Consider the following 26,046-nt stretch of genomic DNA (forward strand, 5'->3'; position numbering starts at 1 on the left):
GGTTTTTTAATTGTTTTAGTGCGGGTCCTGGGTTCAAGCATCCGCACATTTTATGAACATTTTAACAGGTTGCTGCATACACTTGAGAACACCGAAGGACCTCGCGGTCCTCGGGGGATTGATGCGGGAGGTCGAGATATGTCATATGAAATCGTAGAAGCCATGCTGGCCCGGCGGGGTGTACGGATTGATGCCATCGCAGCAATTGTATACCGTCTGCAAAAAGGGTACCACCCCGAACTGACCATGGACGACTGTGTAACCAGCGTGAAATCCGTTCTGCAGAAACGAGAGGTGCAATATACGCTCTATACCGGTATTGCGCTCGACGAACTTGCGGAGAAAAAACTCTTGCCCCAACCGTTACAGGCTATTATGGAAGCGGATGAATCCCTGTATGGAGTGGACGAGACTCTGGCCCTCGGCATTACTCATGTGTATGGTATGATCGGTTTAACCAGCTTTGGTTATCTGGATAAAGAAAAAATAGGTGTCATTCATGATTTGAATGAACACACCTCAGCCATTCATGTCTTTTTGGATGATTTGGTCGCAGGGGTAGCCGCTGCCGCTTCTGCCCGGATAGCACACAAAAATATCAAAGCCAAAAAATACCCCTCAGACCTGTAACCCCCTGCATTACCATACTTCTGTGCTAGTGTTCTTCAATGGCTCATATGAAGCTATCAAGGGCGGCTAAGGCTGCCCTGGCAGGCTTGCTGATGCTTGATGAAGGATATGAACAAGAAGATTTCGTCAACCATATGAGTTAGTCGTGGGGGACAAATGTCCCTCATGATCCCGAATTCTCCCCAAAGGTCCCGAACCCTTTCTTGCAGAAAAAAAGTGAGGTATGTTATCATTAGTCCAATATACGGGCTCTGAACATTAGCTTAGGGGGCGGACAAGGCATGTGGACGGTGATTTACATTGCGCCGACAGCAAAGGTTGCGGACAAGATCAAGACCAAGCTTTCGGAAGAAGGTTTTCTGGTACAGACCCGTCCCATCAGTTTATCCAAACAGCAATTTGAGATTCGCGTCCCTTCTGGGGAATTGGAAGAGGTCCAGGAAGTGCTGAATTCCATTCTGCATTCCTGATTCGTTCGACATCGACATGCCTTGGCAGATGAAGAAGTACCATCGGTACATAAGGGACTAATCGCGTAAGCGGAGAGAGGAATCGACTTGCATGTATTGTATGCTGCTGTCCTTCCTTCTTTTTTTGTTAGGACAAGGACCGACCTGGTTGCTCCCGGAGACCCTACCAAGATAGATTCAAACATCGGCGCAACAATCTTTCGGTTATTGCAGGTAATATCAATCGTGCTGACAGAAGCCGCTGATCCTTGCCCTGTACCGGCGGATTTTTTTGTTGTGAATGCTGGACAAGGCCCATGGCAGCGTGTGGGTCGTAAGCGGTTTACCGTAGCACGCGGATGAAGCTGCCCCAAGCAGCGCACTGCAGGTTGCGGCCATCAAATCAACGGCTGGAGAGGTGTAGTTGTGTTCAAAGATATATTCCAGAAGAAACGGAAGTACGCTACCATACCTTCCGAGCGTGCACTTCCCGGCGAAGGCCAGGAAGTCCCAGAACGCCCAAAACGTGAAATACCTGAAGGGCTTATGAACAAGTGCAGCAAATGCGGCACCATTCAATATAGCAAGGAATTGGAGAAAAATCTGAAAGTATGTCCTGCCTGCGGTTACCATATGCGTCTTAATGCTATGGAGCGCATTGCAATGGTACTTGATGATCAAGGATTTGTTGAGTTTGACGCGGATATGATATCGGTTGATCCACTTGGCTTTCCTGGATATAGCAACAAATTGGAACAACAGCGCCTGAAATCGGGCCTCAAGGAAGCGGTAATTACAGGGGAAGGAACCATTGAGGGCCTGCCTGTAGTTGTGGCTGTCATGAGTTTTGATTTCTTCACAGGCAGCATGGGTTCTGTTGTAGGAGAGAAAATTACCCGTGCCATTGAGCATGCAACAGAAAAACGGTTGCCATTGATTATTTTCTCCACATCAGGTGGTGCCCGGATGCAGGAGAGTATTCTCAGCCTCATGCAAATGGCCAAAACAAGCGCAGCTTTATCCCGTTTGGATGAACAGGGCGGGCTGTACATCTCGGTCATTACAGACCCGACGACAGGTGGAGTCTCGGCAAGTTTTGCGAGCCTGGGCGATATCAATATTGCCGAACCTGGCGCTGTATTTGGTTTTGCCGGCAGAATCGTTATCGAGCAGACCATCCGTCAGAAGTTACCTGATGATTTCCAGACGGCTGAATTTAATATGCAACACGGTCAGCTGGACATGGTTGTGCACCGTAAGGAACTTCGGGCCACTCTTGGCAAGCTTCTGGATATGCATAGTGAAAAAGGAGGGGTCTAAATGGCGGGTGAGTTGCCATATGAAGCGCCTCTGGTTGAGATGCGCAAAAAGATTGATGAACTCGTACAGTTTGGACAGGAAAAAGGGATCGACTTCACTGACGAGATTGCCCGCCTGGAAGAACGTTACCATAGACTTGAAGAAGAGATCTACACTGGCATAACGGCAGCACAGAAAATGCATCTGGCCCGGCACCAACAGCGCCCAACGGCGCTGGATCTGATCCAGTTGATTTTTACGGATTTCATTGAGCTTCACGGTGATCGCATGTTCGGAGACGATCTTGCGGTTGTTGGCGGGCTTGCCAAGTTGAATGGAAAGACAGTAACGGTAATCGGACAACAGCGTGGGAAAGATACGAAGGATAATATTGCCCGCTTTTTCGGCAGCGCTCATCCGGAAGGTTTCCGAAAAGGACTTCGTCTGATGAAACAAGCGAACAAATTTGGCCGCCCTATTATTACATTTATTGATACTAAAGGGGCGTATCCGGGTAATACTGCAGAAGAGAGAGGTCAATCGGAAGCTATTGCCCGTAACCTGATGGAAATGGCGAAGCTTTCGGTTCCTGTTATTGTTGTGGTCATCGGCGAAGGTGGAAGCGGCGGTGCCCTCGCTATGGCTGTGGGTAATCGTGTGTTGATGCTGGAACATGCGATCTATTCTGCGATCTCTCCGAACGGGGCTGCTTCAATTCTCTGGAAGGACGCATCCAAAGCAGATCAGGCGGCTGAAGCGATGAAAATAACAGCCAAAGACCTGCTGGAGATGGAAGTCATTGAAGAGATTGTCCCTGAGCCACGCGGCGGTGCTCATCGGGATTATGAAGCGTCTGCTTCTTTCATTAGTGAGGCTTTGGTCCGTCATCTTGATGAGATGAAGGGTTGGAGCGCGGATCAGCTGAAACAGGATCGTTATGAGAAATTCCGTAAAATTGGATCGGTCACGTTTGAACCTCAAGCATCCATTGAAGCTTCTCCAGAGCTTGTAGAAGTCGATGTGGCGAGTAATTTGTCGGGAAATGCTGAATAATGTGACGAATTTCCTATACAAATGAGCAAAAGTATAGTAAATTTAATAGTTGGAAAAAGAAAAATAGATAAAGAGTAATACCTTTAAAATCGGAGGAAACCCAAAATGCGTAAAACGAAAATTGTATGTACCATTGGTCCATCCAGTGAATCTCTGGAGAATACCAAAAAACTGATTATGGCCGGTATGAACGTGGCCCGTCTGAACTTCTCCCACGGTGATTTCGATGAGCACGGCGGACGGATCATTGCGATTCGCCAAGCATGCGAAGAGTTGAACAAAACAGTAGCGATCTTGCTGGACACCAAAGGACCGGAAATTCGGACAGGTAAACTCGAAGTTGAACCGATCGAGTTGGTTCAAGACGAGTACATCACTTTGACAACAGAAGAAATTCTGGGCACCAAAGAACGTCTTTCCATTACGTATACAGATCTCCCGAGTGATGTTGAACCGGGATCTACAATTCTGATCGACGACGGTCTGATCGGACTGACCGTGGTGGAAGTGCAAGGCACCGAGATCAAATGCCGTATCGTTAACGGCGGATCGATCAAAAGCAAAAAAGGTGTTAACGTTCCGGGCGTTGCCATTTCTCTGCCGGGTATCACTGAAAAAGACGCTAACGATATCGTATTTGGTATTGAGCAAGGTGTCGATTTCATCGCGGCTTCTTTTGTACGTAAAGCAAGTGACGTACTAGAAATTCGTGAATTGCTTGAAAAACACAATGCTGGACATATCCAAATCATCTCCAAAATTGAAAACCAACAAGGTGTCGATAACCTCGATGAGATCCTAGAAGTGTCTGACGGCCTGATGGTTGCTCGTGGAGACCTGGGTGTTGAGATTCCTGCGGAAGAAGTACCATTGGTACAAAAACGCATGATCGAAAAATGTAACGTTGCAGGTAAACCGGTAATCACAGCTACACAAATGTTGGATTCCATGCAACGCAACCCGCGTCCAACACGTGCGGAAGCAAGTGACGTGGCGAATGCGATCTTCGATGGTACGGACGCAATCATGTTGTCAGGTGAGACAGCTGCGGGTAAATACCCGGTTGAATCCGTTCTGACCATGTCCCGTATTGCTGAAAAAGCAGAATCTGCTCTGCCTTACCAAGAGCTGTATCTGAAACAACGTGTAGCTCAACAAACAACAGTTACAGAAGCAATCAGCCAATCGGTTGCCCTCTCAGCTCAAGATTTGAACGCAAAAGCGATCATCACTTCAACTGAGTCAGGACACACTGCACGCATGATTTCCAAATATCGTCCAGAATCTCCAATCATCGCGGTGACTACGGAAGACAGAACTTCCCGCCGTTTGGCTCTGGCTTGGGGTGTAACTCCTGTCAAAGGAAGATTGGTTGATTCCACGGATGCTTTGTTCGAAAACGCAATTGAAGGCGGCGTAAAATCCGGACTTGTTAAAGAAGGAGACCTGGTCGTGATCACAGCAGGTGTACCTTTGGGTCGTTCCGGTTCTACGAACCTGATTAAAGTAAGCCAAATTCCAAACAACGCTTAATAGCGTCTTGAATGGAGAAGTAACAGGAAAGAAGCAATGGGGCTTTATAGTCCCGTTGCTTTTTTTCCATCTTATTGACACTTTACAACGACGTAACACGTATGAATGTTAGAGCGAAGGAGGCCGATCACGTGCGAGAACAGATCAACGGTAGCTGGTATGCGGCACGTCTTCGTGTACGCTATCAAGAAAGTGACCAGATGGGCGTGGTCTACCACGCGAACTATTTGAATTGGTTTGAAATCGGTCGAACTGAGATGATTCGCCAAATGGGGTATACATATCGTAAAATGGAGGAACAGGGGTTACTGCTTCCCGTAACCGGACTGGATGTGAAATATCACAAGCCTGCTCGATATGATGATGAGATTATCATTTTCACCCGTATTGCTGCATTTAGTGGTCTGCGACTGAACTATGAGTATGACATAAGACGCATGTCTGAAGAACCTGATGAGCATATGGCGATTGGAGAACGGGTATGGTCAGCTGATGAATCACTCCCCGGTGAACGGCTAGTTACAGGTTCTACCCAGCATGTGTGGGTGAATGGGGACTGGAAGCCAGTTCGGCTGGATAAGGCAGCCTCTGAGCTATACAGCGCGCTTGAAAAGGTGTGGCTTTCGGGAAAGGGGTAATACGTCAATGCGAAAATGGATGTGGGCTTTACTCTTAATCATTCCGGTGATTGAATTATTTGGTTTCATTCTGATGAGTGACTGGATCGGAGCCGGAAAGACATTGCTTCTCATGATTCTCACGTCCTTGATTGGTATAGCAATGTTGCAGTTTGAAGGGCGTAAAGTACTAGTGGACGCCAAATTGGAGATGGAGCGCGGCAAAGTACCTGGTAGAAAAATGGTCGATGGTCTTTTTATTTTCGTCGGAGGTTTCCTGCTTTTGATTCCAGGCTTTGTAACAGATCTGATCGGGTTTACACTGGTATTTCCATTAACACGTCCGGTGTACCGCCTGTTCTTACTGGGGTGGCTGGAGAAAAAAATGAAAAGCGGCAAAATTACATTTTATCGTCGTCCGAAATGAAACATCGGTTGTTATGCAAAATGAAAAAGGCTTCGCTCAGCAGATGATTTCTGTTGAACGAAGCCTTTTTCATTTTTACTGTGTGCTCAAAATGCATAAGGTGATGCTCATCGGACACGTCCGTTGATAATGTACGTTCTAAGGTCACGCAATACGTTAGCCCGATTAAACGCATCGAGGATGACCAGGCTGACAGGACCGATAATCAAGCCAAGTACACCGAACAGTTTCAAACCCACGAACATTCCGACCAGTGTGGCGAGTGGATCGAGCCCAACACTACTTGCAAGGACCTTCGGTTCAATAATCTGACGGGCGATCAACAAGATCAGATAGATAACACTGATACCTATGCCCAGATACAGATCCCCGTTCATAAACAGGTATGCTGCCCAAGGTACCATGACCAGACCCACACCCAAGTAAGGAAGCAGATCGACCAGACCAATAAAGAGAGCGATGGTGAAGGCTGACTTCACTTGCAATATTAGCAGTCCTATCATGACGAATAGTGCTGTAATCGAGATCATGATTAATTGTGCTCTCACGTACCCAAACAAAGCCTTTCTCAGGTCAGTCCATATGTCTGATATGGGCTTGCGAATGGAAGAGGGCACCCAGCCCGATACGGTGATGCTGTGTCGGGTCCAACTTTTGCTAATGAAGAATGTAGATAGCAGAACAACAATTAATACGGCGCCCATGTTCGGCAGGGAAGTCAGGAGATTTAGGACCATATTGAAAAATCCGGTGACCAGATCGGTCACGGCTGTACCTACCGTTTCGGTTGTTTTACTAATATTGCTGTTGATGGTTTCCTGGTAGTTGGGATTCTCCTTGTAAAATTCGTTAATCTGCGCAATCAAGCTCTGAATGGTGTCATTCTCGGTCCAGCGCACAAACGTGTCCTTGATCTCATCAACATGAAGATCGAAGCTTGTCGTAAGTGAAATGACTTCTTTTACCATACGGGTAATCGCTGCAGACAGTACCACCGCAATGGCTCCAAAATATAGGATCAATGAGAGAGTCACAGCCAGCCAGCGGGGGAAACGGGCTCGATTCTGAAGCAGCCTCACTAATGGATTCATGGCATAGGCGATAATCCAGGCAATCGCAAAAGGATACAGAAGCGGGAACAGCAAGTATATGGCAACAGCGATCAGAATGGTCGCAATGATAACCCATAAGCCGCGGAGCAGGCGTTTCAGTATGATTTTATCCAAGCATCAACTCTCCTAGTTTCAATTAAGCCGACCTATGTATGATCCATAAGGCAGAGATGGCTATCTTAATTAATATAGAGCATTTACCATGTTTTGAAACGCCAGACTGTTCCCAGAGTGTGTTCAAAACCTGATTGATGAACAAGCTCTGCCAGGATTCTTCTTTTGCCTAGAGTATGCCTTAGTATTACAGAATATAGCAATAGGAAGTTCTTTAAACGACAGGATTGGTTAAAAAACATTAAATGTCAACCTTGTTTTTGTAAAGGCTTTCAAAAATGCTTTATCGGACCGATAAAGAAGTTTGATGTGCGAATGAACTCTCATCATGTTCACATAAACGACAAAATCCAGTATGATGTTATAAGTAAATACCGATTGACAGATAGGAAAACCGCATTTTGAAATATTTGTTAATTTTAAAATGAAAATGTTTACAAAAAGAGAATAGGTGCACTTTGGCACTTATATGCACTCTGGAATGGTTCCTGATTTCGCTTATTAAAGGAGAGATGTAATATGACAGCTACCAAAGGTCTGGAAGGCATCGTTGCAACAACCTCTTCGATCAGTTCTATTGTAGACGGTGTGCTTACATACCGTGGTTACGATATCGACGATTTGGCTGAACATGCCAGCTTTGAAGAAGTTGCCTATTTGTTGTGGTTTGGTAAATTGCCATCAACGGATGAATTGAAATCCCTTCGTAAAAGCCTGAGCGATTACGCGCCGATTCCGAGCGAGTTGATTGCACAAATCCAATTGTATCCGAAAAACGTCAGTACCATGGCAGCACTTCGTTCCGCTGTCTCTGCACTTGCCTTGTACGATGAGCAAGCTGATGAGATGACAACGGAAGCGAATGAGAACAAAGCGGTTAAGTTGCAAGCACAGTTGCCAACGATTGTGGCAGCCATCGCCCGTATCCGTCAGGGCAAGGAACCTGTGGCTCCAAAAGAAGGCGCTTCCATCGCAGAGAACTTTTTATATATGATGACTGGTGAAGAACCATCCGAGACCGCAGTGAAAGCATTGGATCAAGCCCTTGTCCTGCATGCGGATCACGAGTTGAACGCTTCGACATTTGCAGCACGTGTAACGGTTGCTACGCTGTCGGATATCTATTCCGGTGTAACTTCCGCCATTGGCGCATTGAAGGGACCACTGCATGGCGGTGCTAATGAAGCCGTTATGAAAATGTTGAACGAGATTGGTACGCCTGATCGTCTTGAAGCGGCAATTCAGGAAAAATTGAATAATCGTGAAAAGATCATGGGCTTTGGACATCGGGTGTATAAGAATGGTGATCCACGTGCCAAACATCTACAGAAGATGTCCAGAGAACTTGGCGAGATGAATAATGATACACGCTTGTATGATATGTCAGTGAAGATCGAGGAACTGGTAACAGGGCAAAAAGGACTGAAGCCTAACGTAGACTTCTATTCTGCTTCTGTATATACCCAACTGGAAATCGAACAGGAATTGTTCACTCCGATCTTTGCCATCAGCCGGGTGTCTGGATGGACTGCGCATATTTTGGAACAGCTTGCGGACAATCGCATCATTCGTCCACGTGCGGAGTACACTGGCCCTACTGAACAGAAATACGTTTCTATTGAACTTCGCTAATAGCCGCAAAAACAGTATAATAATATGGACGAGGTGAAGGGTTGGAAAGCAGAGGCGTTATTGGCTTAAGCTCTCAGGACCCTTCTCTCCACAAGACTAGTGGTATGATGAATACTGCATATACGAAACCTAGGAGGAATTTTAACTATGAAATTAGAAAAATTTGCTCACCCAACTGAAGGCGAAAAAATTCAAATTGACAATGGTACACTTCAAGTACCTAGTAATCCGATCATTCCATTTATCGAAGGTGACGGTACAGGCCGTGATATCTGGAAAGCTTCCAAACGTGTATTGGATGCAGCTGTTGAAAAAGCCTATGATGGCAACAAAAAAATCGCATGGTATGAAGTGTTTGCTGGACAAAAAGCATTCGATACATACGGTGAGTGGTTGCCGAATGATACATTGGAAGCCATTCGTGAGTATATCGTAGCGATCAAAGGACCTTTGACTACGCCAATCGGTGGCGGTATTCGTTCCCTGAACGTAGCCCTGCGCCAAGAGCTGGACCTGTACACTTGCTTGCGTCCTGTTCGTTATTTCGACGGCGTACCTTCTCCAGTTAAACGTCCTGAGCTGGTAGACATGGTCATTTTCCGTGAGAATACGGAAGATATCTATGCAGGAATCGAGTATGCTGAAGGTTCTGAAGAAGTGAAAAAAGTGATCCAGTTCCTGCAACAGGAGATGGGTGCTAACAAAATCCGTTTCCCTGAAACTTCCGGTATCGGTATCAAACCAGTTTCTTCCGAAGGTTCGAAACGTTTGGTACGTGCAGCAATTCAATACGCAATTGATCATAACCGTAAGAGTGTTACCTTGGTACACAAAGGTAATATCATGAAATTTACCGAAGGTGCCTTCAAAAACTGGGGATACGAAGTGGCTGAAGAAGAGTTCGCTGACAAAGTATTCACTTGGGCACAATATGACATCATCAAAGATAACGAAGGTACAGATGCAGCGAATGCAGCACAAAAAGCTGCTGAAGATGCTGGTAAAATCATCGTAAAAGATGCAATTGCCGATATCGCTCTGCAACAAGTATTGACTCGTCCAGGCGAATTCGATGTGATCGCAACATTGAACCTGAACGGTGACTATCTGTCCGATGCACTTGCGGCGCAAGTGGGTGGTATTGGTATCGCTCCTGGAGCGAACATCAACTACGTAACAGGACATGCTATCTTCGAAGCTACTCACGGTACTGCACCTAAATACGCGGACAAAGATGTCGTGAACCCTGGTTCCGTTATTCTGTCCGGGGTTATGTTGCTTGAGCACTTGGGATGGCAAGAAGCAGCTAACCTGATCTACAAAGGTATGGAAACATCCATTAACAATAAAACAGTAACGTATGACTTTGCACGTCTGATGGACGGTGCTACTGAAGTGAAATGTTCTGAATTCGCGGATCAAATCATTAAAAACCTGTAAGGGGAGATGTGAATCTTGACTATTCAGCGCAAAAAAATCACAGTAGTCGGCGCCGGTTTTACCGGTGCTACGACCGCATTAATGCTTGCCCAAAAAGAACTCGGGGATGTGGTGCTGGTTGATATTCCTCAACTGGAGAACCCGACGAAGGGGAAAGCACTCGATATGATGGAAGCAAGCCCTGTTCAAGGATTTGACAGTCATATCGTCGGTACTTCCAACTACGAAGATACTGCTGGTTCTGAGATTGTAATTATCACTGCTGGTATCGCCCGTAAACCGGGGATGAGCCGTGACGATCTGGTCAATACGAATGCGGGTATCGTGAAGTCCGTTTGTGAAAATGTGAAAAAATATTGCCCTGATTCCATCGTCATTATTCTAAGCAACCCGGTGGATGCGATGACTTATGCTGCTTATCAGACCCTTGGTTTTCCTAAAAACCGTGTTATTGGTCAATCAGGTGTTCTGGATACTGCACGTTATTGTACCTTCATTGCGCAAGAGTTGAACGTATCTGTTGAAGATGTTCGAGGATTCGTTCTTGGTGGTCACGGAGATGATATGGTGCCTCTTGTTCGTTATTCGAGCGTGGGGGGCATTCCAATCGATACACTGATTCCGGCTGACCGGATCGAATCCATCGTTCAGCGGACCCGTGTTGGCGGGGGTGAAATTGTGAATCTGCTCGGTAACGGCAGTGCATATTACGCACCGGCGGCTTCACTTGTTCAGATGACCGAAGCGATTTTGAAGGACAAGAAACGTATTATTCCTGTCATTGCTTATCTTGAAGGTGAATATGGCTATCATGATCTGTTCCTCGGTGTACCAACCATTCTGGGTGGTAACGGCATTGAGAAAATATTTGAACTTGACCTGACAACGGAAGAAAAAGCGGGGTTGGATAAATCTGCTGATTCGGTTCGCAACGTCATTTCGGTAGTAAACCTGTAAGTTTGAATACTTTTTGAACAGAAGCCCAAAGAAAACCTCCGGTAAACCCGGAGGTTTTCTTTTCTTTGGATAAGTTCCCCAGTATAATGGAATGTGATATACAGCACACCGAAAATGTTGAGGAGGATGAAAATTTTGACAATGATTATGTATCTGCTCCATATTATTGGAGCACTGGCAATGGGGTTCTATTTGATTCTGCCATTTGTAGTCGGTAAAATCCGTACCTTGAATGCTGCAGCACAAGAGGGAGCATTTGCTTCGCTTCGTTCTTTGAACAAAGTTGCGCAGTATGGACTTGTAATCCAACTTCTTACGGGTGGGTACCTCATGACAAAAGGGGAGTACTCCCATGTCTGGATGGCTGTCGTGGTTGTTCTGCTCTTGGCGATTGCGGCTATTGGAGGCATTATGGGCAAACCGCTGCGACTCGCTGCAGAAGGTGTGAAAAACAAGCGTGATGTGGGCCCTGAGCAAAGCAAGATCCGTATGTTCAGTACACTTCTGGCTGTATTCTTGCTAATTATGGTATATCTAATGGTGAACAATCAAGTGATCTAAATGTGTTGTGCACGGTTAATCCATCCTACATAGATGTATTCGTAGTTGTTGGTTAAGCGTTTGCAGACATCATCAGGACAAGCCAAAATGTAAGATGATGTTCGTTGAAACGAATGAAGAATAGACAGCCAATGCGGCTGTCTATTTTTATTATTGCCGATATAAGATTGGCAAACATTAGTTTATATGAGTTGAAACTACAGTATTCACTAACCTACATATCATCGTACAACTTCCGTCAGACACAGCCTACATTAGTTAGGTCGTACTCACAGTATATACACGCACTGCATTTCGACCATTGCGCTTGGATTCGTACAAGGCAGTATCAGCGTCACGTAACAAGGATTCCAGCGAATCCAGCCCTCCATTGTACTGGGCAATGCCGAAGCTTGAGGTCAGCGTAATAGAAACTCCCTTAACATCTAGAGGGCTATTCAACAAGGCAACTCTCAGTTGCTCGGCAAGATTCTCGGCTTCTTGAAGCAAGGTATTCGGGAGAGCGATGACGAACTCTTCTCCTCCATAACGGGCGAACAACATCTCAGGTCGCAAAAAACGATTACATACAGAGACGACATGAATGAGGGCCTGGTCACCAATATCATGCCCGTAGGTATCGTTGATGCGTTTGAAGTAATCAATATCGAATAAAATAAAGGAGACTGGTTGCAGATTAAGTTGAGCTTCCCTCAACATTTCCCGCCCCTTATGCAAAAATTGAGTGCGATTATAGATTTTGGTCAGACCATCGAAATAAGCCAGTTGTTTGAGTTGTTCTTGCAAGAAGCGTTGTTCCGTTATATCAATGAGCATAATCAGACTGCCTACAATCTGTGCATCCTTGTTATACACGTAAGATGTCCTGACCTGATAACAGACGGTCTCTCCATTTAACTGCCAGTACAGATCGGTTTGCAATCCTTCTTTGTGATAATCGACGGGGAACGTCTCTCCAGCAAGATTAAGCCATAGGTCATCCAAGAGCTGGCCAACCATGGTTGTATTAAGCTCTGGCAACATGTCACGCAGAGACCTATTGTAATCAACGAGTCGATAGGAACTATCCAGTACAATAACACCTTCACGCATGCTCTCGAAAATACTGTCTTTGGCGATGGGGACGATGGTCAGGAGACGAGAGGATAGAATCGCCCAGATATACATGGCAGAGGTGATACACATGAGTACGGGTACGGGGTCCATCCCGCCAGGAGTCAAACCAAGCAAATACAGAAAAGCTGCGACCATAGGAATAATCTGTGAAGTAATCAGAGTAAGCAATTGACGACGGTACATCTTCTTGGTGTGTCTCCATTGGGCAATTAGAATAAGGCAGGCACATAACAGACAGGAGAACGTGAATGCACCGTGTACAACATACCATTGACCCACTGCGATATCCATCAGAGGAACAGGACTATCTTCTCTCAGCCATACTTTCTTATAGAAAAGATGATGAAAGTCATTGGTTGCAACCATAACTAAAGTAATGGAAGGGATTACAAACAATGCGGCAGTTACCTTTTTGGATAACGTTTTCCCTGTGTACTTTATCATCAACATGAGGCCGAGGGATGCGGAGAAAGGCATGCCTATATACTCCACGGTGGTCCAGAACTTCATCTGCTCCAGTGTGTTGCTGGCCAGCTCAATCGCATAACCAAAAGTGTATATGGAGAGTGCTGCGGTGTAGAGAATGAATATTTTGGAGCTGGGGATCTCGGATCTTCTGAAATAGGTATATAAACACAAAAAGACATTCAGCACGGCTGAAGTGGCTACGAGTGTTATATATGAATTAATATGCGATTCCATTGTCAGGTCTCCATGTTAGATAGAATGATCAAACCAATAAAAATGAGAGTTTAAACACATCAGTATACTGTACATTGTACATCAGCCCAAGCAGCATAGGAATACACTTTGTATCATGAAACAGTCTAATTTCGAATAAATTTCGAATTTTGGCAAAACAGGCATTGAAGAAAATCGGTTGTTTGATATCCAAAGAGAGTGGTAAATAACGAATAGAAGATAGGACGCTGATAGAGACAGCACGCTGAGGCTTAAGTTGCTGTTCCTCGCAGAAGAATAATCTGAACTGTTCATGCCATCCTACAGAATGAGACCTTTTCAGAGAACGCAAGACAAGGAAAGACACAGTTGGAGTCCATGTCTTCTGTAATCCAAACATGTTCACATTTTGAGAGGAGAATGTTAGATGTCAACCAATACACAACAAAATCAAAAAACGATGCCAGCACAGCACCAGGATCAACGCCCCGGAATTGAATCGGAGATGCATCCCAGACCGGAGTTTGAAAAGCCTGAATACAAGGCGGCAGGTAAACTGACGGGTAAGGTAGCGCTCATTACAGGGGGTGACAGTGGGATCGGACGTGCTGTTGCCGTTACGTATGCCAAGGAAGGCGCGGATGTCGCCATTGTATATCTGAACGAGCACGAAGATGCCAAGGAAACGAAGCGTCAGGTCGCACAGGAAGGACGCAAGTGCATCTTGATTGCCGGGGATATTGGTGACGATGCCTTTGCCAAGAAGTCGGTTCAGCAGACAGTGGATGAACTGGGCAAACTGGACATTGTTGTGAATAATGCTGCAGAACAACACCCACAGCAGAATCTGGAGGATATTACGCCAGAACAACTGGAGCGAACATTCCGTACCAATATCTTCGGCATGTTCTATGTGACGCAGGCAGCCCTGCCACATCTGAAGAAGGGCAGTACGATTATTAACACAACATCCATCACAGCCTATCGCGGGAGCCCGACCCTGCTTGACTATTCATCCACTAAAGGAGCCATCACTTCATTCACACGTTCTCTGTCGATGAATGTGATTGAGAAGGGGATTCGTGTTAATGCGGTTGCACCAGGGCCGATCTGGACCCCGCTCATTCCATCCACGTTTGATGAGAAAAAGGTAAGCGAGTTTGGCGCAACGCAACCGATGAAGCGGCCGGGACAACCGGATGAACTGGCTCCAGCCTATGTATATCTTGCTTCAGACGATTCCTCGTATGTGAGCGGACAGGTGATGCATGTGAATGGCGGCGAAGTGGTGAACGGTTAATTCGTTAAAATGCTTTAGAAGCAGTATGGGATTGATTTTTACAAAGAGGCGTATCGCTTTCAGCATGGCTGAGCGGTGCGTCTTTTTTATATCAGGGGAATGTGCAAGTCCAAGATGCGGTTTAGCACGTGTTTACAAAAGTCGGCATCTCTGTTGATACAACTATGATAATTTATTATTAGCCATGTCTGACTGGAAGCTCCCTAATCTGTGATATGATAGATCGAGCAAATTATACTCGGAGGGACAAGTCATATGAAAATGAGCAAACAGAATGCAACGCATTACATATGGGGTGGACAGTGCGATGGCTGGCACCTTGTTCAAAACGATACGTTAAGCATCATTCATGAGCGAATGCCTGCAGGAACGGCTGAAATGCGACATTACCATTCAGTAAGCCGTCAGTTTTTTTTCATCCTCAGCGGTGAAGCATATATGGAACTTAATGGGGAAAAGTTCGTACTGGAAGCCCATGAAGGAATAGAGATTGCACCCGGAATGCCGCACCAGATGATGAATCGCAGTAACGAAGAAGTGGAGTTTCTCGTTATTTCCAATCCGGGCACCCGTGGGGACCGAATTGAAATGGATTCAATGTAGAACAAGTCATTAGATGTTAATCTGATCATAAAGGAAGAGATAGATGAGACCTTTCCGAATTCGCCTTGCCATCATTATGATGGTGCTGATCGGTGTATCCGTCATTGTAGCTGGTTACACGATGGGCAGAGTGTTTAAGACTACGCATATAACCGCACTGGAACAAACCATGGTGCGCGAGATTAATCTGCTCAAAGCCACTTTTCCATTCCATGATGCAAGTGATCCTACCTCGGAAGCCACACGAAAGTATTATTCGGATCGGGCGCTGGAACTGGATCGTCTGACGGATTCCCGGGTAACGTTCATCAACAAAGACGGCACGGTCATTGGAGATTCCGAGAGTAATCCGGCAGCGATGGATAATCACTTGAACCGGGAAGAGATCTTGGGGGCGGTTGGGGATGGATACGGGCAGTCCATACGATACAGTGAAACACTGGGACAGGACATGCTGTATGTAGCGCTACCTGTCAATTCGGATCAAAGTGACATGATTGAAATACCCAGTGGCAAATTTGATGGCTACATCCGCCTTTCGATGAGTCTGTATGCGGTTGATCAGGGGCTTCAGCGTGGTTGGATGATTATGTTTGCTGCACTTGGACTACTGTTTTTAATTGTCGCGTTTGTCAGCTATCGGGTTGCACGCGGATTAACCTCTCCAATTGAGCATATTACAAAAGTGGCTCATCGGATCACCAAGCTGGAATACGATGCGAGAGTCGATGTAACGCGTAGAGATGAGATTGGACAGCTGGGACTTGCGATAAACGGAATGGCAGACAGTTTGCAATCCCAACTGAAGACCATTCGTGACAATGAAGCGTTGCTGCAGAGTGTCCTCGCCAACATGACCGGAGGTATTGTCATGATCGACGCAGGGCAATCCATTGCACTGGTCAATCGGGAAGCGGAACGTATGCTTGGTATTCAGGCAGGAAAGGTTACGGGCAAGCCTTATACTGAATTGAAAAGACACTATGAATTAACACGTACCATTGAAGAGAGTGTTGCATCGAAAGAACGGATGCATGAAGAAGTGAGTGTGTTCAATCCGGAGGAAAAACTGATTCGTATTGATGGAGTTCCGATGTCAGAAGATGATGGCGGATATCGAGGCATGTTGTTCCTGTTGCAGGATGTGACGGCAATTCGTCGATTAGAATCAATGCGCAGTGAGTTTGTGGCGAATGTCTCTCATGAGCTCAAGACACCTGTGGCTGCGGTCAAAGGGTTTGCCGAAACGTTGCTCAGTGGCGGGGTACAAGATAAGGAAACGGAGCGTTCATTTCTGAAAATCATCTATGATGAAGGAGATCGACTTAACCGATTAATCGGGGATATTCTGGAGTTATCCAAAATTGAATCCAAACGCGCGCCGCTGCAATGCTCGCCTGTTCATCTACACTCTTTCTTTGAAATGGTGCTGGGCACTTTGTCCAAGGTGGCGGAGAAAAAACAGATTCGTCTGGAAATGCATGTTCCGGAGGAATTGTACATTGAAGCGGATGAGGACAAGATGAAGCAGATCTTCATCAACCTGTTATCCAACGGAATCAACTATACCCCGGATGGTGGACGAGTCAAGTTACAGGTATCGATGGATAACGATGATGAAGTGGTCTTTGCGGTATCGGATACCGGAATAGGCATTCCGAAAAAAGATTTGCCGCGAATTTTCGAACGGTTCTATCGCGTTGATAAAGGCAGATCCCGTAATTCAGGGGGAACAGGCCTTGGACTATCCATTGTTAAACATCTGGTGGAATTGCATCATGGCAAATTGTCTGTAGAGAGCGAGTTGGGTATGGGGACAACGTTCCGTGTTATCCTTCCGTTCATTCAAGATGAAGAGATCTAGACATGAAGTAGCAAAATGTAAAAAGGTTGTTTTGTTTTACACCGCGTTAACAATTTAGTGCTATGATAGAAAAAGTGTTGTGGCAACAGACAGCCTATGAAGAGAGAAGGGGTATCATGGCACAGCGTTTGCTAGTTATTGAAGATGAACCTACATTATCGAGATTACTCACGTATAACCTGACACAGGAAGGTTACGACGTTACGGCAGAAGATCACGGATCTGCAGGATATGATCGGGCCTTGTCCCAGGAGTTTGATCTCATTTTGCTGGATCTGATGCTTCCGGGCATGAATGGTCTGGACATTCTGAACAAGTTAAGAATACAGGGTGTCAGTACACCTGTTATCATTCTGACGGCCAAGAACGGTGAAGCCGAAGTTGTACAGGGACTGAAATCGGGTGCCGATGATTACATCACGAAACCATTTGGTGTATCTGAATTATTAGCACGAGTGGATGCAGTATTAAGACGTTATTCCAATGGCGAAGACTTGCCACAACCTGAGGATAAGGATGGCTCACGAATTATTCTGGGAGAGCTGGAGATTTATCCTTTGAAATATGAAGTGACACTGGGTGGACAATCCATCAGTCTGCGTCCGAAAGAGTTCGAAGTTCTGCTATATTTGGCCAAAAAACCGGGTGTTGTGCTGACAAGGGATGATCTGATGAACGCTGTGTGGGGCTTCGATTATATTGGAGGTCAACGAACCGTGGACGTTCACGTCAGCTCATTACGTAAAAAGCTGGAGCTGGACCCGGAATCGGTTCACATTGATTCCATTCGTGGTGTTGGTTATAAATTGGTTGTCAAAAGAAAAACTCCCCATCATTCAAGCTAGCAATGATCGGGGAGTTTTATTTTACGTTATTTTAACATAAAGGAGGATTTTCCTTTACGAAGAGGGAGTAGCATGGATTTATCTGGGTGATACTTTATACCTACATAATCTATCTTAAGACGGAGCTAATACGTAAAGGAGATTGCGCATTTATGCCCATGTTGCTCGAAGTGAAACCTGACCAGCCTCATGTTGTTTTACATAACGAAGAATTTGCGACACCCGACCCGCAGCATCATGAAGTAACGGTGGTTGCTAAAGAATCTGTAATCCATCTGCATGACTATTATCGTCAGGTTCCTGTCGCCGGGGTCCATACGACCTGTGGAGAAGCTGCCAGTATGATGAATCAGGATCAGGAGCACCCATGTATCGTACTGTGTGATGAGCAGATGAGACCTACCGGATTGTTAATGCGAGAGACGTTATATCGGATGTTAAATGGCCGTTTTGCCGCAGATCTTTTCTACCGTAAGCCGGTCATACAAGTAGTGAATACATCTCCGGTTATTGCAGATATTCATATGGAAGCTACAACGATTATTGATATTGCACTTGGACGGAATGAACAACATTTCTATGATTGTCTGCTCGTTACGGAACAAGACAGACTGCTCGGTGTGCTGACGATGCGTGATGTGATGTCCCTCTCCCGCAGATTGCAGCAAGCTTCTTCGGCAGAACGGGTACGTACGGTATCCGAGAGCAGGCAGGAGATATCGAGAATCAATGATGCCGTCACCAAGCTGGTGCATGCAGCGAATCAGACCGTTCATGAGGCCCGTGAGATCATGGCATTGTCCAATCAGGGCGAAGAGAGTTTGAAGCAAGTCGATGCTTCCTATAACCGGGTACATGAGCATATGAAGAGTCAAGGACAACATGCGGATCACATGCTGAATTCCATCAAAATAGGCTCAGGCATGGCACATTCCATTCGATCCCTGGCAGATCAGAGCGGACTACTTGCGCTGAATGCTTCCATTGAAGCAGCGCATGCGGGTGAATATGGACGAGGCTTTCAGATTGTTGCAGGGGAGATCCGCGCGCTCGCCAAACAGACCCGTGAAGTCGCAGGCAACATGTCTTCATTGCTTGAGAATATCAGCGAACTGACCCTTCAGACGGTAGAGTTGGTCAAGGCAAGCGGAACTGAGATTGATGACAGTTCGGTACATGTTACCTTGGGGGGAGCAACATTCCGACAACTGAACCATGCGGTCAGAGATCTGTCCCGTATAGCAGAGGGAATCGCCGTGGAAGGCGGGAAAGCTGGAGAAGTGGCAGAGCATATTCGTACGAAGCTGGATGAGATGGTTTCGAAGTAGCGAGAAAATATAAGGAAATTAATAAGGCAGGCATCAGGAATCAGATTGATCATCAAGCAGATCATGAAGGTTTAGGATGTCTTTTTACATTCCGTTAACATGAAAGTGATACTGTTTTTACAATGAAAGGGTAGGATATTAAAGATGGCCGAGCAGCGATGAACGATTATCAGCATCGGTCTCAACGTAAAGGGAGTTTCCGCGTCCCTGCAGCGAAGGAGAAGTGAACATCCATGAAGGACCTCATTCACATTGATAAACTTAATTTATACTATGATACGCATCACGCGCTTAAAAATATATCGATGGATCTGCCGGAAAAAACCGTTACTGCGTTCATCGGGCCGTCAGGTTGTGGTAAATCGACATTGCTTCGCACGTTAAACCGGATGAATGACATGATTCCGGGTGTTCGTGTGGAAGGACAGGTTATGCTGAATGGCTCGGACATTTACAGTAATGAGATTGAAGTGGAGACACTGCGCAAACGAGTGGGTATGGTATTCCAACAACCGAATCCGTTCCCGAAATCCATCTATGATAACGTCGCTTATGGACCGCGCTTGCACGGAGTAACCCAAAAGGCTGAGCTGGATCAGTTGGTGGAACAGAGTCTTGTCCATGCTGCTCTCTGGGATGAAGTGAAGGATGTATTGAAAAAGTCGGCACTTAGTCTGTCCGGCGGACAACAGCAGCGTCTCTGTATTGCTCGGGCGCTGGCTGTACAGCCTGACGTTCTGCTGATGGATGAAGCAACGTCCGCACTCGACCCGATCTCCACGTTGAAAATTGAGGAGCTGGTGAAGGAGTTGCATCACAAGTACACGATCGTTATGGTTACCCACAATATGCACCAGGCGGCACGGGTATCTGGACGCACGGTATTTTTCCTGAATGGTGAAGTGGTGGAGGCAGCTGATACGGAGACGTTATTCTCCACACCGCAAGATTCCCGAACCGAGGATTATATCTCCGGAAGGTTCGGTTAAGCGAGCTGAGTTGGAATGATCCCGGCATACCCGGAGATGATGGATAAGGAGGACATGAAATCTATGATTCGCAGAAAAGAATTTGATCAGGAGCTTGAAGAGCTGCGTACCTTGCTCAAACAAATGGGTGAACATGTAGGAGCAGCACTGGATGGTGCTATTGAAAGTTTACAAACGATGAACGCCGAGAAAGCTCAGGTCATCATCAAGAATGATGCGAATCTGAATGCCCTTGAAGACAAAATTATGGAACTTGGCTCCAAACTGATCATCACACAACAGCCGGTGGCGAAGGATCTCAGACGTATTATCGTGGCCTTCAAAATTTCCAGTGACCTGGAGCGCATGGGAGATCTTGCTCTCGACGTGGCGAAGGTGACACTCCGGATGGATGGCCAGAAGCTGATTAAACCTCTGGTGGATATCCCGCAAATGGCAGAAATCGTGAAATCCATGATTGATGAGTCGATTGAATCTTTCCTGAAAGAAAATACAGATTTGGCCTACAAAATGGCTCAGACGGACGATCAGGTCGATCAACTGTACAGCCACATGATCAGTGATCTCTACACGTTAATGACGGAGCATCCGAATCAGGCTTCTCAGGCTATGCTGTTGATGATGGTAGGACGTTACATTGAACGTATTGGTGACCATGCGACCAACATTGGTGAGAGTACGGTATACCTGGTCACAGGTAAACGTCCGGATCTGAATCAATAGGAAGAGTATGAATTAGGAAGACCATTATTATGGAATTGGGGAATCAGTGTTTGCAACGATAGCATTAATATCGAAATAGGGAACTTTCTCTCGAGTAGCCTGTGTACAGGCTGCCTGCGGAGGAGGTTCTTTTTTACGGATAAAAATGGAGTGAGAAGATGGCTATTTTTTTTGATGTGACAGATGGGTATGGTATCATGAGAAGTAGATGCAATTTGAAGAGGTTGACCATATAATACGCGAGGTGCTGGAATGGACAAGTTTATTCTTATAGATGGAAATAGCATTATTTACAGGGCGTTTTTTGCAATGCCGCCCCTGACCAACTCGAAAGGTCTGCATACCAATGCGGTATATGGCTTCACCACGATGCTGCTGAGACTGCTTGAAGAGCATAAGCCTACACATGTGATGGTCGCATTTGATGCAGGCAAAGTCACGTTCCGCCACGAAGGGTATCAGGAATACAAGGGTGGTCGGGAGAAAACTCCGCCAGAGTTGTCAGAGCAATTCCCATTGCTCAAAGAACTGCTGAAAGGACTTGGCATCGCTCAATTTGAGCTGGCTGGATTCGAAGCGGATGATATCATCGGGACGTTAACCAAACGCGCAGATGATGCGGGCAGACAGGTGCTTGTTGTATCGGGTGACAAAGATATGCTGCAGCTTGCTTCTGAACATGTACATATCGGACTGACACGTAAAGGCGTAACCGATATCGAACTGTATGACCCTGCTCAGATTAAGGAGCGTTATGGTCTGACGCCGCTGCAAATCATTGATCTCAAAGGTCTGATGGGCGATGCCTCTGATAATATTCCGGGTATTCCCGGGGTTGGAGAGAAGACAGCGTTGAAGCTGCTGCACCAGTTCGGATCGGTAGAAGATGTGTTGAACGGAACGAGTGAACTGAAAGGCAAGATGAAAGAAAAGATCGAGGCTCACGCCGAAGATGCCCGGATGAGCAAACAACTGGCGACGATTCACAGGGAAGTTCCGCTGGAGCAGACATGGGAGGATATGCAATTCGCCGGATTAAGAGAAGAACAGGCTGGTCCTGCACTGGCCAAGCTGGAATTCAAATCCTTGCTCGAACGCCTGTCATTCAGTGGCAGCATCGGTTCTGAACAGGAAGCGGTCCCTGCTGCCGAGGTAGAATCCTCCATTGCAACAGAGGACAACATCAGTGAGCTGTTTAGTTCTCTGGATTCCATTGATGTACTGCACGTGGAGACACATGGGGATAACCCGCACCAAGCGAAACTGATTGGACTTGCTGTAGGTTCCGCTGGAACCTATACGTTCATATCTCCCGAAGTGCTTCATTCCGATGCTGCTGCTCCGGTACGGGAATGGCTTGGTAATTCAGAGCAACCAAAGCGCGGGTATGATCTTCATCGTGTAGACCTGGCCCTTCATGCACATGGTATTGAATTCGCTGGCGCATCATTTGATGTACAACTGGCAGCGTATCTGCTTGATCCAACGGAATCCAACCAGACGATTAGTGGACTCACAACCAAGTATGGTCTGCCTTCCCTCGTGGAGGATGACACGGTTATGGGCAAAGGGGCCAAGTATAAGGTGCCGGAAGTAGAGATACTCGGCGATTTCCTGTGCCGCAAAGCTGCTGCAGTCGCAGCGATTATTCCACTTCAGGAACAGGCACTGGCGGGCGATGAGATGAACTCGCTCTTCCACGAGCTTGAGATGCCGTTGTCACGCATATTGGCGGACATGGAGAAACAGGGAATCAAGGCCAATACATCCGACCTGCAGGCTCTGGGCAGTGAGTTTGAAGAACAGATTAGCAGGTTGATGGCGGAGATCTACAAGCTTTCAGGAACGGAATTCAATCTGAATTCACCGAAGCAGCTGGGCGAGATTTTATTTGATAGACTGGGTTTGCCAGTGGTGAAAAAAACAAAAACGGGCTACTCCACAGATGCTGAAGTATTGGAAAAGTTGGCTCCTTATAATGATGTGGTCAAACATATTCTGCAATATCGTCAGCTTGCCAAGCTGCAATCCACTTATGTGGAGGGCTTGCTTAAAGAGATTTCTGATCGGGATGGCAAGGTGCATACGTATTATCGTCAGACCATTGCTGCAACGGGACGACTTAGCAGTCAATTTCCAAACTTGCAGAACATTCCGATTCGGATGGAAGAAGGTCGCAAAATCCGGAAGGTATTTGTTCCTTCCGAGCCAGGATGGTCCATTTTGGCAGCAGACTATTCCCAGATTGAACTGCGTGTACTGGCACATATTTCGGACGATGAGCGCTTGAAGGAAGCGTTTGTCAATGATATGGATATTCATACAAAGACCGCTTCGGATGTATTTGGCGTGAAGCCTGAAGATGTGGATGGGGATATGCGTCGTTCCGCCAAGGCAGTTAACTTTGGTATTGTGTATGGAATAAGTGATTATGGTTTGTCTCAGAATTTGCATATTACGCGTAAAGAGGCTGCACAGTTTATCGATCAGTATTTTGAAGTCTTCCAGGGTGTGCGCCGATATATGGACGATATTGTGAAGGAAGCTCGCCAGGATGGATACGTTAAAACGTTGTTGGAACGACGTCGCTACCTGCCAGAGATTAATGCCAGCAACTTCAATCTGCGTTCCTTCGCTGAGCGTACGGCAATGAATACACCTATTCAGGGAACTGCGGCAGACATCATCAAACTGGCCATGGTACAGATGGATGAAGCGCTGCGGGAACGCGAGTTGAAGAGTCGTATGTTGCTTCAAGTGCACGATGAACTTGTATTCGAAGTGCCTGCCGATGAATTGGAACTGATGAAAGAACTTGTGCCTGCTGTCATGGAAAAAGCATTGGAACTCTCGGTTCCGCTGAAAGCAGAAGTCAGCTTTGGTGATAACTGGTACGAAGCGAAGTAAACCACGCCCCGCGCGGTTTTTCCGGTATTTTACATTAGCCCTTTCCATGTTTTCGATATAAGAAAAGGGTCCCGCTGAGCGCCATCTTCCGTTATAATATAGGGGAGGTGAGAACATCATGCCGGAATTACCGGAAGTCGAAACAGTCAGAAGAACATTGAATCAACTTATTGTAGGCAAAACGATTGATCATGTTACCGTTAGCTTGCCGCGGATTATTCAGCGGCCGGACGATATAGATGCATTTGCACTGGAACTGGCGGGACATACCGTAATCGGGGTGGAGCGTCGAGGCAAGTTTTTGCGTATTTTGCTGGACGGGCTGGTGCTTGTCTCCCATCTGCGGATGGAGGGAAGGTACGGTGTGTACGAGCAGCATGAAGATGTGGAGAAGCATACCCATGTGATCTTCCATTTTAATGATGGTACGGAATTGCGTTATAAGGATGTGCGTCAGTTCGGTACGATGCATCTGTTCAACACAGGGGAGGAACTGGTGTCCAAACCTTTGCTGAAGCTGGGACTGGAGCCGCTTGATCCGGACTTTACAGTAACTGCATTCCGCGAGGCGGTTGGCAAGCGCACAACCAAAATCAAGGCTGTACTGTTAAATCAGGCATATGTGGTCGGCATCGGGAATATTTATGTGGACGAGGCCCTATTTCGCGCAGGCATCCATCCCGAGACCATCGCCAAGACACTGACCGAAGCTCAGTTAACCGTGCTCCATGAAGCGATTGTGGCTACGTTGCAAGATGCAGTGAATGCAGGTGGATCTTCCATCAAGTCCTATGTGAATGGACAGGGTGAGATGGGGATGTTCCAGCATCAATTGAAAATCTATGGACGCAAATCAGAGCCTTGTGCAACATGTGGTACGTTAATCGAAAAAACGGTGGTAGGTGGCCGTGGTACGCATTTTTGTCCGAACTGTCAGCCGCTGAACATGAACTGAATGAACGAAATGATGAAATCATAGCACCCTTGGATTCCTCCCTCCATATACTGATATGGCAGAAATAAGCGGGCGTATACCCATACTGGCATCTTCAGTTGGCACGAGTACCGCACAGAGGAGGAATCCGGGGTGCTGCATCATTTTATTTCATTGCTGGCGCTTGCTTTGGCGCTTAGTTTAGATGGTTTTGGAGTCGGGATTACATATGGGTTACGGAGGACTAAGATTCCCCTGTTATCTATCGCTGTTATTTCGATCTGTTCGGGATTGGTTATTGCCTTGTCGATGCAAGTTGGTGTGCTGTTGTCCCATGTGGTGTCACCGGATATCGCTTCTATTGTGGGAGCCGTTATATTGATTGGCATTGGTGCATGGTCACTGTTGCAACTTATTCGAAAGCAAGGCAAAGAACAGCAGGAAACAGACACTAGATCGGGTGAGGGAGCAGAAACAAAGGTAACTGGTGTTGGTGAAACTCAAGAGACACTGACGGATTCAAAAGGCCGGAATCAGGTGCTTGCCCTGGATCTGGAGCAGTCGGCTTCAGGCGGTTCGCTGGAACGCATGGTATTTACACTGGAGCTGCGTAAGCTGGGTGTTGTCATTCAGATTCTTCGCAGTCCCTCCAAGGCCGATATGGATAACTCGGGGAGCATATCGGCCCAGGAAGCGATGTGGCTTGGTATTGCCTTGTCTCTCGATGCGTTTGGAGCAGGTTTGGGAGCAGCGCTTTTGGGATTCCCTACACTATGGACAGCACTCATTATTGCACTGTTTAGTGGGGCATTTCTGTCACTCGGCATGAAGGTTGGTCTGCGATTCTCAGCGCTGCGCTGGATGCGAAGACTCTCTGTATTGCCAGCACTATTGTTAATGATTATGGGAATAATGAAGCTGTTATGAGGTGA

At 46.5% G+C, this 26,046-nt stretch carries 23 protein-coding genes; 21 read left to right on the forward strand and 2 right to left on the reverse strand.

Annotated elements, in window-relative coordinates:
* Window positions 1-138: 138 nt before the first annotated feature.
* The 7 genes from ACTHPG_RS04725 (at window position 139) to ACTHPG_RS04755 (ending at window position 6,008) form a co-directional block, all read left to right on the forward strand.
* On the forward strand, window positions 139-630 hold the full coding sequence (locus tag ACTHPG_RS04725) for a phosphatidylglycerophosphatase A family protein (RefSeq protein WP_440387977.1): 492 nt from the start codon (window positions 139-141) through the stop codon (window positions 628-630).
* A 281-nt stretch (window positions 631-911) separates the two neighbouring features.
* Window positions 912-1,100, forward strand: a complete 189-nt coding sequence (locus ACTHPG_RS04730) for a hypothetical protein (protein WP_017689496.1) — start codon at window positions 912-914, stop codon at window positions 1,098-1,100.
* Between the two features lie 405 nt (window positions 1,101-1,505).
* Entirely contained in the window at window positions 1,506-2,399 is an 894-nt protein-coding gene (gene accD, locus ACTHPG_RS04735) for an acetyl-CoA carboxylase, carboxyltransferase subunit beta (RefSeq protein WP_440387980.1), read from the forward strand.
* On the forward strand, window positions 2,400-3,431 hold the full coding sequence (locus ACTHPG_RS04740) for an acetyl-CoA carboxylase carboxyltransferase subunit alpha (RefSeq protein ID WP_440387981.1): 1,032 nt from the start codon (window positions 2,400-2,402) through the stop codon (window positions 3,429-3,431).
* Between the two features lie 105 nt (window positions 3,432-3,536).
* Window positions 3,537-4,964: a pyruvate kinase gene (pyk, locus tag ACTHPG_RS04745; protein WP_440387983.1), complete on the forward strand. Its 1,428-nt coding sequence runs from the start codon at window positions 3,537-3,539 to the stop codon at window positions 4,962-4,964.
* A gap of 101 nt (window positions 4,965-5,065) precedes the next feature.
* Window positions 5,066-5,602 carry an acyl-CoA thioesterase gene (locus tag ACTHPG_RS04750; RefSeq protein ID WP_440387985.1) on the forward strand — a complete coding sequence of 179 codons (537 nt, stop codon included), beginning with the start codon at window positions 5,066-5,068 and terminating at the stop codon, window positions 5,600-5,602.
* Between the two features lie 7 nt (window positions 5,603-5,609).
* Window positions 5,610-6,008, forward strand: a complete 399-nt coding sequence (locus ACTHPG_RS04755; RefSeq protein ID WP_278295959.1) for an FxsA family protein — start codon at window positions 5,610-5,612, stop codon at window positions 6,006-6,008.
* Between the two features lie 107 nt (window positions 6,009-6,115).
* Here ACTHPG_RS04755 and ytvI read toward each other — a convergent pair whose 3' ends face one another.
* Entirely contained in the window at window positions 6,116-7,234 is a 1,119-nt protein-coding gene (gene ytvI / locus ACTHPG_RS04760; protein WP_440387986.1) for a sporulation integral membrane protein YtvI, read from the reverse strand.
* A gap of 519 nt (window positions 7,235-7,753) precedes the next feature.
* Between ytvI and citZ the strand changes: the two genes are divergently transcribed.
* From citZ to ACTHPG_RS04780, 4 genes are all read left to right on the forward strand, one after another.
* A complete protein-coding gene (gene citZ / locus ACTHPG_RS04765; protein ID WP_440387987.1) occupies window positions 7,754-8,866 on the forward strand; it encodes a citrate synthase in 1,113 nt (370 codons plus the stop codon).
* Between the two features lie 147 nt (window positions 8,867-9,013).
* Window positions 9,014-10,306 (forward strand): NADP-dependent isocitrate dehydrogenase, encoded by a 1,293-nt coding sequence (icd, locus tag ACTHPG_RS04770; RefSeq protein WP_076330335.1) that lies wholly within the window; start codon window positions 9,014-9,016, stop codon window positions 10,304-10,306.
* 15 nt (window positions 10,307-10,321) lie between these two features.
* Window positions 10,322-11,263, forward strand: a complete 942-nt coding sequence (gene mdh, locus ACTHPG_RS04775; RefSeq protein ID WP_150365727.1) for a malate dehydrogenase — start codon at window positions 10,322-10,324, stop codon at window positions 11,261-11,263.
* Between the two features lie 135 nt (window positions 11,264-11,398).
* On the forward strand, window positions 11,399-11,824 hold the full coding sequence (locus ACTHPG_RS04780) for a hypothetical protein (protein ID WP_124113831.1): 426 nt from the start codon (window positions 11,399-11,401) through the stop codon (window positions 11,822-11,824).
* A 258-nt stretch (window positions 11,825-12,082) separates the two neighbouring features.
* Here ACTHPG_RS04780 and ACTHPG_RS04785 read toward each other — a convergent pair whose 3' ends face one another.
* Entirely contained in the window at window positions 12,083-13,642 is a 1,560-nt protein-coding gene (locus ACTHPG_RS04785; RefSeq protein ID WP_440387988.1) for a histidine kinase N-terminal 7TM domain-containing protein, read from the reverse strand.
* Between the two features lie 406 nt (window positions 13,643-14,048).
* Here ACTHPG_RS04785 and ACTHPG_RS04790 point away from each other — a divergent pair, with 406 nt between their 5' ends.
* The 10 genes from ACTHPG_RS04790 (at window position 14,049) to ACTHPG_RS04835 (ending at window position 26,041) form a co-directional block, all read left to right on the forward strand.
* The gene (locus ACTHPG_RS04790; RefSeq protein ID WP_440387989.1) at window positions 14,049-14,921 is read left to right on the forward strand and encodes an SDR family oxidoreductase; all 873 of its coding nucleotides are present in this window, start codon (window positions 14,049-14,051) and stop codon (window positions 14,919-14,921) included.
* Between the two features lie 255 nt (window positions 14,922-15,176).
* Window positions 15,177-15,524: a cupin domain-containing protein gene (locus tag ACTHPG_RS04795; RefSeq protein WP_440387990.1), complete on the forward strand. Its 348-nt coding sequence runs from the start codon at window positions 15,177-15,179 to the stop codon at window positions 15,522-15,524.
* 43 nt (window positions 15,525-15,567) lie between these two features.
* On the forward strand, window positions 15,568-17,388 hold the full coding sequence (pnpS, locus tag ACTHPG_RS04800; protein ID WP_440387991.1) for a two-component system histidine kinase PnpS: 1,821 nt from the start codon (window positions 15,568-15,570) through the stop codon (window positions 17,386-17,388).
* Between the two features lie 116 nt (window positions 17,389-17,504).
* On the forward strand, window positions 17,505-18,233 hold the full coding sequence (locus ACTHPG_RS04805; protein ID WP_253433078.1) for a response regulator transcription factor: 729 nt from the start codon (window positions 17,505-17,507) through the stop codon (window positions 18,231-18,233).
* A 152-nt stretch (window positions 18,234-18,385) separates the two neighbouring features.
* Window positions 18,386-19,561, forward strand: a complete 1,176-nt coding sequence (locus tag ACTHPG_RS04810; protein WP_440387992.1) for a methyl-accepting chemotaxis protein — start codon at window positions 18,386-18,388, stop codon at window positions 19,559-19,561.
* A 233-nt stretch (window positions 19,562-19,794) separates the two neighbouring features.
* On the forward strand, window positions 19,795-20,550 hold the full coding sequence (pstB, locus tag ACTHPG_RS04815; protein ID WP_339241024.1) for a phosphate ABC transporter ATP-binding protein PstB: 756 nt from the start codon (window positions 19,795-19,797) through the stop codon (window positions 20,548-20,550).
* 63 nt (window positions 20,551-20,613) lie between these two features.
* Complete coding sequence (phoU, locus tag ACTHPG_RS04820) at window positions 20,614-21,273, forward strand: phosphate signaling complex protein PhoU (RefSeq protein WP_017689478.1); 660 nt, start codon at window positions 20,614-20,616, stop codon at window positions 21,271-21,273.
* A 252-nt stretch (window positions 21,274-21,525) separates the two neighbouring features.
* On the forward strand, window positions 21,526-24,180 hold the full coding sequence (gene polA, locus ACTHPG_RS04825) for a DNA polymerase I (RefSeq protein ID WP_440387993.1): 2,655 nt from the start codon (window positions 21,526-21,528) through the stop codon (window positions 24,178-24,180).
* A gap of 118 nt (window positions 24,181-24,298) precedes the next feature.
* Window positions 24,299-25,135 carry a DNA-formamidopyrimidine glycosylase gene (gene mutM, locus ACTHPG_RS04830; protein ID WP_440387994.1) on the forward strand — a complete coding sequence of 279 codons (837 nt, stop codon included), beginning with the start codon at window positions 24,299-24,301 and terminating at the stop codon, window positions 25,133-25,135.
* 132 nt (window positions 25,136-25,267) lie between these two features.
* Window positions 25,268-26,041, forward strand: a complete 774-nt coding sequence (locus ACTHPG_RS04835; protein WP_440387995.1) for a manganese efflux pump — start codon at window positions 25,268-25,270, stop codon at window positions 26,039-26,041.
* Window positions 26,042-26,046 lie beyond the last annotated feature (5 nt).

It is taken from the genome of Paenibacillus sp. SAF-068 (assembly GCF_051967555.1).
Lineage (GTDB): Bacteria > Bacillota > Bacilli > Paenibacillales > Paenibacillaceae > Paenibacillus.